Origin of the sequence: Roseomonas rosulenta, from assembly GCF_016106005.1 — a bacterium.
GTDB classification, from domain to species: Bacteria; Pseudomonadota; Alphaproteobacteria; order Acetobacterales; family Acetobacteraceae; genus Neoroseomonas; species Neoroseomonas rosulenta.
In genome coordinates this window covers 1-10,138 of sequence record NZ_JACADR010000159.1, presented here as the reverse complement: position 1 = coordinate 10,138, position 10,138 = coordinate 1, and the positions used below count along the sequence as shown (strand labels likewise).

The window sequence follows — 10,138 nt, the reverse complement described above, 5'->3', positions numbered from 1 at the left end:
CGCCGCCACAGCCGCCCGTGACCGCGGATCCGGAGCCCCCGGCCGCGTCGCGCCCCTCGCAGGCCGCGCAATCCCCGCGCCAGCCGGTCACGCCGCCACGCCCGCCCGCGCCCGCGCCGACGCGCGAAGGCCCCGGGATCAGCGTGAAGCCACCTATCCAGCGCGGCGGGCCGCCCCCGGGCTTCGACCCGACCGGCAAGCCGCTCGGGCTGCGCTGATCACTCGTCGTCGGAGCGCGACGGCGGGCCGGCCAGAACGCCGCCATCGATCACGATGGTCTGGCCGGTCATGAAGGACCCCGCGGCGGATCCCAGGAAGACGGCTGCGCCGGCGATCTCGTCCGGCTCGCCGATGCGCTTGAGCGGCGTGTCCTTGGTGCGCTTCTTGTAGATGCCCGGGTCCTCCCACAGCGCGCGGGCGAAGTCGGTGCGGATCAGCCCCGGGGCGATGGCGTTGGCGCGCACGTTTCGCGGGCCCCATTCGACTGCCAGGTTGCGCACCAGCTGCATATCGGCGGCCTTGGAGATGGCGTAGGCGCCCAGCACCGGGGATCCGCGGAAGCCGCCGATCGAGGAGACGATGATGATCGACCCGCCGCCGCGCTCCGCCATGCCGGGCGCGGTCATGTGCGCGAGCCAGAGGTTCGACTTGATGTTGGACGCCATGATCTTGTCGAAGATCTCGTCCGGCATGGTCACGGCCGGGCCGAAATGGGGGTTGATCGCGGCGTTGCAGACCATGATGTCCACCTGGCCCCAGGCGGCGATGGTCTGGTCGATCAGCGCCTGGCATTCGTTCTTGCGGCCGATGTTGCAGGCGAGCGCCATGGCGGTGCCGCCCTTGGCAGTGATGGCGTCCACCACCTCCTGGCAGGCATCGACCTTGCGCGAGGAGACCACCACCTTGGCGCCGTGTTCCGCCATGCGTTCGCAGATGGCGCGGCCGATGCCGCGGCTGCCGCCGGTGACGACGGCGACCTTGCCGGTCAGGTCGAACAGGGTCATGCGTTTCTTCTCCCGAGGGTCTGCGCGGGGCGCAGCGCAGCATGCGCGGCCCGCGCGGGCAACAGGGCGCGTCATGCTTGCCGTCCGCCCGGTTCTGCCGGACACTCCGCCGCCAAGAAGGGCGGGCCAGGCCCGCACACGCTTGAGGGAGTGACGCCCGTGTCCGACTTCGTGCAGCACGCGCAGCATGGCGATGTCCATGTGCTGCGGCTCGACAACCCGCCGGTGAACACGCTGCGCACGGAGATCCGCGCGGGGCTGCATGCGGGCCTCGCCGCGGCCAAGGCGGGCGGGGCGAAGGCTGTCGTGCTGATCGGCACGGGGCGCATGTTCTGCGCGGGCGCCGAGATGACGGAATTCGGCAAGCCGCGGCAGCCGCCATCGCTGCCCGAGGTATTCGACGCGATCGAGGGATTCCCGGGCATCGTGGTGGCGGCGATCCACGGGTCGGCCCTGGGCGGCGGGCTGGAACTGGCGCTGGCCTGCCATGCGCGGGTGGCCGCGCCCGGTGCGCAGGTCGGGCTGCCGGAGGTCAAGCGCGGCTTCGTGCCCGGCGCGGGCGGCACGCAGCGCCTGCCGCGGCTGATCGGCGCCGAGGAAGCCGCGAAGATCATCATCAGCGGCGACCCGATCCCGGCCGAGAAGGCGGCGAAGCTGGGCGTGGTGGATGCCGTGATCGAGGGCGATCTCGAGGCCGGCGCCGTCGCCTGGGCGCGCGCCAATATCGGCAAGACCTTCACCCTCGCGCGCAACCGGACGGACAGGATCGCGGGCCAGGATCCGGCGGCCTTCGAGGCGGTGGTGGCCGGGCTGCTCAAGCGCACGCGCGGGCAGGAGAGCCCGAAGGGCTGCGCCGAGGCGGTGCGCGCCTCCTTCACGCTGCCCTTCGAGGAAGGGCTCGCGAAGGAACGCGACCTATTCGCAACGCTGGTCGCCGGCGAGCAGTCCAAGGCTCTGCGCCACATCTTCTTCGGCGAGCGCGAGGTGCTGCGCATCCCGGGCATGCCGGCGGATGCGAAGCCGCTGCCGGTAGAACGGCTGGTGGTGATCGGCGGCGGCACCATGGGTGGGGGCATCGCCATGTCGGCGGCCAATCATGGCGTGCCGGTGACGATCCTGGAGGCCAGCGAGGAGGCGCTGCAGAAGGGCCTCGCGCGCTGCCACGCGAACTGGGAACGCACCGTCGCCTCCGGGCGCCTGTCGCAGGCGGAGTACGAGAAGCGCCGCGCCCTGCTGACCGGCAGCACCGATTTCGAGGGCACCGTTGCGAAGGCCGACCTGGTGATCGAGGCGGTCTTCGAGAACATGGGCGTGAAGAAGGAGGTCTTCGCGCGCCTGGACAAGGCGGCGCGGCCCGGGATCGTGCTGGCGTCCAACACCTCGACCCTGTCGATCGACGAGATCGCGTCTGCCACGTCCCGGCCGGAGCTGGTGGTAGGGATGCACTTCTTCTCGCCCGCCAACGTGATGCGGCTGCTCGAGAATGTGCGCGGGTCGAAATCCTCCTGGGCCGCCATCGCGACCGCCACCGAATTCGGCAAGCGCATCGGCAAGCTGCCGGTGCTGGTGGGCAATTGCGACGGCTTCGTGGGCAATCGCATGACCGGCAAGCGCGGCCCGCAGGTGGAGAAGCTGCTGCTGGAAGGCTGCCTGCCGCAGGACATCGACCGCGTCATGGAAGGCTACGGCATGGCGATGGGACCGCTCGCCACCGGGGACCTCGCGGGGCTCGATATCGGTGCCGCGGTGCGCAAGGCGCGCGGGACCGTCGCACCCGTTGCGGATGCCATCGTCGCGCAGGGCCGCTTCGGCCAGAAGACCGGCAAGGGCTGGTACATGTACGACGAGAAGCGCACCCGCATGCCCGACCCGGAGGTGGAGCGCATCATCCTCGACGTCGCCGAGAAGATGCAGGTGCGCCGCCGCAAGATCGAGGACCAGGAGATCATCGAGCGGCTGATGCTGCCGATGGTCAACGAGGGCGCGCGCATCCTCGAGGAAGGCGTTGCCTATCGGCCCATCGACATCGACGTGATCTTCGCCAACGGCTTCGGCTGGCCGGCCTTCCGCGGCGGGCCGATGTTCTGGGCCGACACACAGGGCCTGAAGAACGTGCGCGACAAGCTCGCGCATTACGCGGCGGCAACGGGGGATGCGAACCTCAAGCCCGCCGCGCTGATCGAGAAGCTCGCGGCCGAGGGTGGGTCCTTCGCCGCCATGGGCGCCGCCGCCAAGGCCGCCTGACGCATTCGAACGGGAGAGAGAGATGGAACTCCGCTTCACCGACGAGGAACGCGCCTTCCGCGAGGAAGTCCGCGCCTGGATCGACGCCAACCTGCCGGCCGAGACGCGCGAGCGCATGGCGTCGGGCCGCACGCCCACCAAGGCGATGCAGGTGGATTGGCAGAAGCGCCTCTATGCGCAGGGCTGGGCGGTGCCGCACTGGCCGGTGGAATGGGGCGGACAGCCCTGGAGTGCCATCAAGCGCTTCATCCTGAGCGAGGAAATCCAGTCCACGCCGGCGCCCTCGCCGCTCGGCTTCAACTGCAACATGCTCGGCCCGGTGCTGATCGCCTTCGGCACGGAGGAGCAGAAGAAGCACTTCCTGCCCAAGCTCGCGAGCCTCGACCTGTGGTTCTGCCAGGGCTTCTCGGAACCGGGCGCGGGGTCTGACCTCGCCTCGCTGAAGTGTGCGGCCAAGCGCGAGGGCGACCACTACATCGTCAATGGCCAGAAGACCTGGACCACGCTCGCGCAGCATGCCGACTGGATCTTCCTGCTAGTGCGCACCGATGCCGGCGCGGCCAAGCAGCAGGAGGGCATCTCCTTCCTGCTGGTCGACATGAAGACGCCGGGCATCACCGTGCGCCCGATCATCACCATCGACGGCGCGCATGAGGTGAACGAGGTCTTCTTCGACGACGTGAAGGTTCCCGTGGCCAACCTGGTCGGCACCGAGAACCGCGGCTGGGACTGCGCGAAGTTCCTGCTGTCGAACGAGCGTACTGGCCAGGCGCGCGTCGGTGCCTCGAAGGAGCGCATCCGCCGGCTGAAGCTGATCGCGAAGGAGGCGCCGGGCGGCGCGCGGCCCGTCATGGAGGATCCGCGCTTCCGCTCGCGTCTGACCGATGTGGAAGTGCAGCTCAAGGCGCTCGAGATGACCACGCTGCGCGTGCTGGCGGACGAGAACCGCGCGCTCAGCCAGCGCAAGCCGAACCCGGCGTCGTCGGTGCTCAAGATCCGCGGCACGGAGCTGCAGCAGGCGATCAGCGAGCTCTACGTGATGGCGGCCGGCCCCTACGGACTGGCCGCGCCGCACGACCCGGAGGCCGACGGCCGCAACGAGCCTGATGTCGCAGCCGACTGGCAGACGCTGGCGCAGGCGACCTATTTCAACTGGCGCAAGCAGTCGATCTATGGCGGGTCCACCGAGATCCAGAAGAACATCATGGCCAAGGCCTTCCTGGGACTGTAACGCACCATGGATTTCGATCTCTCCGAAGACCAGCGCCTTCTCCAGGACAGCCTGGCGAAGCTGCTGAAGGACAAGTACGGCTTCGAGCAGCGCAAGGCGTACCTGAAGTCGGAAGCTGGCTGGTCGCGCGAGGTCTGGGCGGCCTTCGCAGAGCTCGGCCTGCTCGGCATGCCCTTCGCCGAGGAAGATGGCGGCCTCGGCTACGGCGCCGTCGAGACGATGATCGTGATGGAGCAGATGGGTCGCGCGCTGACGCTCGAACCCTTCGTCTCCACCGTGGTGCTCGGCGGCGGCTTCCTGCGCCACGGCGCCACCGCCGAGCAGCGCGGCGCGCTGGTGCCTGAGATCGCCGCCGGCACCCTGCTGATGGCCTTCGCCCATACCGAGCAGCAGTCGCGCTTCGATCTGCATGATGTCGCGACCACCGCGAAGAAGGACGGCGCGGGCTGGGTCATCGAAGGCCGCAAGGGCGTGGTCGTGCATGGCGACACCGCCGACCAGCTGGTGGTCACCGCACGCATCTCGGGCTCGCGGCGCGACCGCGACGGCATCGGCGTGTTCCTGGTGCCGGCCGATGCGACCGGCGTGACGCGGCGCGGCTTCCGCACCTCCGACGGCCAGCGCGCCGCCGACATCACCTTCGATGCGGTGAAGGTGGATGGCGCGGCCGAACTCAAGGGCGGGCTGGCCCTCGTTGAACGCGTGGCGGACGAAGCCATCGCGGCCCTCGGCGCGGAGGCGATCGGCTGCATGGAGGCGGCCAAGGACCTGACGGTCGACTACCTCAAGACCCGCAAGCAGTTCGGCCGCCCGATCGGCTCCTTCCAGTCGCTGCAGCATCGCGCGGCGGAGATGATGGTCTGCCTCGAGCAGGCGCGCTCCATGGCGATGCTGGCGGCGATGATGGCGAGCGAGCCGAACGACGCCGAGCGCCGCCGCAACATGCGCGCGGTGAAGATCGAGATCGGCCGCAATGCCCGCTTCGTCGGCCAGCAGACGGTCCAGATGCATGGCGGCATCGCCATGACCATGGAATATGCCGGCGGCCACTACCTGAAGCGGCTGACGGTGATCGAGAACATGTTCGGCGACATGGACCACCACCTGGCGGCCCTCAGCGAGGAAGGCGGGGTCTTCCTCGCCGCATGAACAGCGTGCGCGGCGGGGTGGAACGCCCCGCCGGGCCGATCATCACCTGTGCACGAAGCGCTTCGCCTGCGCGTCGTAGTCGCCATAGCCCAACGCATCGCGGAAGGCCCCCGACGGCAGCGCGGAAGACGCCTCCGAGCCGCCGGCGGCGATCGCCGCCAGCCCCGCCTTGATCCCCGCCATGGCCGGCGAGAGCGTGCCGGTCGGGAAGGTGCCGATCTTCAGCCCGAGCTCCGCGGCGCGCGCCTGGGTCGGCGTCTCGCGCTTCGCACCGGGCGAGAGCACCGCGAAATGCGGCCGGCCCTTCGACGTCGCGACGGCGGCGCGCACCTCCGCCTCGTCCTGCGGGCTGTCGAGGAACAGGATGTCGGCGCCTTCCTCGACATACATCTCGATGCGTGCGAGCGCTTCCTCGATGCCTGCTGTCGGGCGGCAATCGGTGCGCGCCATCACCAGGATGCCGCTGTCCTTCGCGGCCTCGACCGCGGCGCGGATCTTCATGCGCACCTCCTCGCGCGGCATGCAGGGCTTGCCGTCGGAGGTCAGCGCGCGCGGGGTGATCTTGTCCTCGACCAGGATGGCGGCGGCGCCCGCGCGGCCATAGGCGCGCACCGTGCGCTGCACGTTCATCGCGTTGCCGTAGCCATGGTCGGCATCGCCCAGCACCAGGAGATCCGGCGCGGCGCCGCGCACCATCTCGAGGCTGTTCAGCATCTCGGCGAAGGAGAGCAGGTCGAGGTCGGGGCCACCGAGCCTGCTGGCCGCCACGCAGGAGCCCGACAGGAAGGCGGTCTTGAACCCCGCCGCCGCCGTCATCTTTGCCGACAGCCCGTCCCATACGGCAGGCATCACGACGAAGCCTGGCTCGTTGAGCAGGGCGCGCAGTCTTTCGGGCGGGGTCATGGGCGGTCTTGTCCTTGCGTGGAGTGGCCTGCGCGAAACTAGGCCGAAGCCCGGCCCGCGCAAACCCACGCCCGGCAGATCACCCGTGCAGCGCGGCCCAGATCCGCTCGGGCGTAGCCGGCATGTCGATATGCCTGCCGCCCAGCGCATCCGAGATCGCGTTCATCACCGCCGGCAGCGACCCGGCGCAGCCCGCCTCGCCGCAGCCCTTCGCACCGATCGGATTGGTCGTGCAGGGGCTGGGCGCGCTTTCGAAGCCGAAGCTCGGCAGGTCGTCGGCGCGCGGCAGGCCGTAATCCATGTAGGTGCCGGTCAGCAGCTGGCCGTCCTCGGAATAGGCCACGCGCTCGTGCAGCGCCTGGCCGATGCCCTGCACGATGCCGCCATGCGCCTGGCCTTCCACCAGCATGGGGTTCACGATCACGCCGAAGTCGTTGACCGTGACGTAGCGGTCGATGCGCACGATGCCGGTCTCGGGGTCGATCTCCACCTCGCAGACGTGGCAGCCATTGGGATAGGCCATCGGCGCCTGGTCATAGACGGTGCGGGCATCGAGGCTGTTGGGCACGTCCTGGGGCAGCGGCCCGATTTCGCGCAGCCGTGCCGCGAGTTCCATGATGCCGATGCCGCGGTCGGTGCCGGCGATGCTGAAGCGCCCGGCGGCGAATTCGATGTCCTCCGCTGCCGCCTCCAGCACGTAGCCGGCGGCGCTGCGGCCCTTCTCGATCACGATATCGGCCGCCTGTAGGATGGCCGCCCCCGAGGCCATCAGCGACTTCGACCCGCCCGTGCCGCCGCCTGCGATCAGCCGGTCGGAATCGCCCTGCACCAGGCGGATCTTCTCGAAGGGCACGCCGAGCCTGCTGTGCAGCACCTGTGCGAAGGCCGACCAATGTCCCTGGCCGTAGTCGAGCGTGCCGGTGACGATCGTCACTGTCCCGTCCGCCTCGAAGACCAGCTCGCCCTGTTCCTTCATCGGCGGCGCGGTGCATTCCAGGAAGTTGCCGAGGCCGCGCCCGCGCAGCATGCCGCGCGCGGCGCTTGCCGCCTTGCGGGCCTCGAAGCCGTTCCAGTCCGCGGCCTCGAGCGCCTGGTCGAGCAACGCCGAGAAATCGCCGGAATCATAGACGGATCCCGAGGCCGCGCTGTAGGGGAACTGCTCCGGCCTGATGTGGTTCAGCTTGCGCAGCGCGATCGGGTCGCGCCCGGTCTCGCGCGCCGCGGTCTCGATCAGCCGCTCCATGAAGTAGTTGCCCTCGGGCCGCCCGGCGCCGCGATAGGCGCTGACCGGCGTGGTGTTGGTCACCACGTTCTTCGTCTCGACCAGCAGCAGGGGTGTCGCGTAGTTCGACTGTATGTTCTTGCTGAAATTGCCCGTGCCCATGAGGTTGCCGACGGTGGACAGGTAGGCGCCCATGTTGCCGTAGGACCGTAGGCGAACGGCCAGGAACCGCCCCTCGGCATCCAGAGCGAGCGAGGCTTCCGTCTCATGGTCGCGACCGTGGCAGTCCGACAGGAACGACCCGCTGCGCTCATCGGTCCACTTCACCGGCCGGCCGAGCAGCTTCGCCGCATGCAGCACACAGGCGTACTCGGGATAGGCGCTGGCCTTCATGCCGAAGGACCCGCCGACATTGCCGGTGATGATCCGCACCTTCTCCACCGGCACCTTCAGGATGTCGTTGGCCATCTGGGCGCGCAGGCCGAAGACGCCCTGGCTTCCGACACGCAGCACGTAGCGGCCCGAAGCCGCGTCCCATTCGCCGATCGCGCTGCGCGGCTCCATGGCCGCGACGACGATGCGGTTGTTGCGGATGTTGAGCGTCGTGACGTGCGCGGCCTTGGCGAAGGCCTCCGCGACCTTCTCGGCGTCGCCGAAGCGGAAGTCGAGCACCACGTTGCCCGGCACATGGTCATAAAGCTGCGGCGCGCCGGGGGCGGCCGCGGCCGAGGCCTCCGTCACCGCCTCCAGCGGGTCGATGTCCATCTCCACCGCTTCCGCGGCGTCCTTGGCCTGCGCCTTTGTCTCGGCCACAACGAAGGCGACCGGGTCGCCCACGAAGCGCACGCGGTCGGCGGCGAGCGGCCCGCGATCGATGTTGATCAGCGGCGTGCCGTCCTTGTTCTTCAACGGCAGAACTGATCGCATCGGCCCATAGGCTGCCATGTCCGCCGCGGTGTAGACGCCGAGAACGCCCGGCATGGCGCGCGCGGCCTCCGTCCCGATGCTGCGGATCACGCCATGCGCATAGGGGCTGCGCACCATGACGCACCACACCTGGCCCTCGAGCGCCATGTCGTCGGTGTAGCGGCCCTGCCCGCGCAGCAGGATCGGGTCCTCCTGCCGCTTCACGGGCTGGCCGATCCCGAACTTCAGCAGGGTAGGGTCGGCGAGGTTGGTGTCGGGCATGGGAAATCTCGCGGTTGCTCGGAGTGTTTGATGCAAAGGATGGGCCGCATCCGCCGGCCCGCAAGCCGTCTCGGCGCTCAGGCCGCCGCCTGACGCGCCCAGGCCACGATCTGCGCCGTACCCGTCGCCCCCGCCTGGCGCGCCACCTCGGCCCCGCCGCGGAACAGCGCAAGCGTCGGGATCGAGCGGATTGCCATCTCCTGCGCCAGGGCCGGCGCGTCCTCGGTCGAGACCTTCACGAGGCGCATGGCGGGTTCCAGCACGCGCGCCGCCGCCTCGAACTGGGGCGCCATGGCCTGGCAGGGCCCGCACCAGCTCGCCCAGAAATCGACCAGCAGCGGCACGGAGGAGGCGCGCAGGTGCCTGCGGAAGCGGGCCTCGTCGAGGGCGACCGGCTTGCCGGTGAACAGCGCGCCCTTGCAGGCGCCGCAGACCGGGCGTTCGGCCAGGCGCGCGGCGGGAACGCGGTTGATCGCATCGCAATGCGGGCAGACGACCTGCAACGGATCGGACATGGCGGGCTCCTCCGGCGCGCAGCCTTGACCATGCGCGGGGCCGCGCGCCAGCGTGGCCCGCGCAGGGGAGGGGTGCATGGGCCGCATCGTCGTCATCGGGTCCTACAACCGCGACACGGTGCTGCGCGTTGCGCGCTTTCCCCGGCCGGGCGAGACGCTCGCCGCGTCCGGCATGGCGCGCTTCCACGGCGGCAAGGGCAGCAACCAGGCGGTCGCCGCGGTGCGCGCCGGGGCCGCGGCCGCGATGGTCGCGGCGATCGGCGCGGATGCGGCGGGGCAGGGGGCGCTCGAGCTCTGGGCGACCGAAGGAATCGATGCGCGGCACGTGGCGCACGACCCGGCGCTGCCGACCGGCGAGGCACTGGTCCTGGTCGATGACGGCGGCGAGAACGAGATCGTCATCGTCGCAGGCGCCAATGCCGCGCTGGCGCCGCCGCCGGCAGCAGTCTTCGCCGACGCCACGCTGGTGGTCGCGCAGCTGGAAACGCCGATGGCCACGACCGAGGCCGCCTTCGCCGCCGCACGCGAGGTCGGCGCGATCACGCTGCTGAACGCCGCCCCGGCGCAGCCGCTGTCCGGGGCCCTGCTTGCCGCCACCGACCTGCTGGTGGTGAACGAGACGGAGGCCGCGCGCCTCGCGGGGCGCGAGGCCGCCCCGGCCGCCCTGGCCGCCGCCCTGGCG

General features: G+C 70.2%; 8 protein-coding genes and 1 pseudogene. 5 read left to right on the top strand and 4 right to left on the bottom strand.

The window, feature by feature from the left end; genetic code table 11:
• Window positions 1-218 (top strand): annotated as a pseudogene (locus HW578_RS17285) (hypothetical protein); the annotation flags it as partial.
• On the opposite strand, the gene HW578_RS17280 reads toward HW578_RS17285, so the two are convergent.
• Complete coding sequence (locus HW578_RS17280; protein WP_198371857.1) at window positions 219-1,004, bottom strand: SDR family NAD(P)-dependent oxidoreductase; 786 nt, start codon at window positions 1,002-1,004, stop codon at window positions 219-221.
• Between the two features lie 159 nt (window positions 1,005-1,163).
• Between HW578_RS17280 and HW578_RS17275 the strand changes: the two genes are divergently transcribed.
• From HW578_RS17275 to HW578_RS17265, 3 genes are read left to right on the top strand one after another with little or no spacing between them, the layout of a single operon-like run.
• Window positions 1,164-3,248: a 3-hydroxyacyl-CoA dehydrogenase NAD-binding domain-containing protein gene (locus HW578_RS17275; protein WP_198371856.1), complete on the top strand. Its 2,085-nt coding sequence runs from the start codon at window positions 1,164-1,166 to the stop codon at window positions 3,246-3,248.
• Between the two features lie 22 nt (window positions 3,249-3,270).
• Window positions 3,271-4,479: an acyl-CoA dehydrogenase family protein gene (locus tag HW578_RS17270; protein WP_198371855.1), complete on the top strand. Its 1,209-nt coding sequence runs from the start codon at window positions 3,271-3,273 to the stop codon at window positions 4,477-4,479.
• Between the two features lie 6 nt (window positions 4,480-4,485).
• A complete protein-coding gene (locus tag HW578_RS17265) occupies window positions 4,486-5,628 on the top strand; it encodes an acyl-CoA dehydrogenase family protein (RefSeq protein ID WP_198371854.1) in 1,143 nt (380 codons plus the stop codon).
• A 42-nt stretch (window positions 5,629-5,670) separates the two neighbouring features.
• On the opposite strand, the gene HW578_RS17260 is transcribed toward HW578_RS17265, so the two are convergent.
• The 3 genes from HW578_RS17260 to trxC all read right to left on the bottom strand — a co-directional run bounded on the left by HW578_RS17260 (window position 5,671) and on the right by trxC (window position 9,456).
• On the bottom strand, window positions 5,671-6,531 hold the full coding sequence (locus HW578_RS17260) for an isocitrate lyase/PEP mutase family protein (RefSeq protein ID WP_198371853.1): 861 nt from the start codon (window positions 6,529-6,531) through the stop codon (window positions 5,671-5,673).
• A gap of 79 nt (window positions 6,532-6,610) precedes the next feature.
• Window positions 6,611-8,941 carry a xanthine dehydrogenase family protein molybdopterin-binding subunit gene (locus tag HW578_RS17255; protein WP_198371852.1) on the bottom strand — a complete coding sequence of 777 codons (2,331 nt, stop codon included), beginning with the start codon at window positions 8,939-8,941 and terminating at the stop codon, window positions 6,611-6,613.
• 77 nt (window positions 8,942-9,018) lie between these two features.
• Window positions 9,019-9,456: a thioredoxin TrxC gene (trxC, locus tag HW578_RS17250; protein WP_198371851.1), complete on the bottom strand. Its 438-nt coding sequence runs from the start codon at window positions 9,454-9,456 to the stop codon at window positions 9,019-9,021.
• A gap of 76 nt (window positions 9,457-9,532) precedes the next feature.
• Between trxC and HW578_RS17245 the strand changes: the two genes are divergently transcribed.
• Window positions 9,533-10,138, top strand: a 606-nt coding sequence (locus HW578_RS17245; RefSeq protein WP_198371850.1) for a PfkB family carbohydrate kinase, incomplete at its 3' end; no start/stop codon positions are given.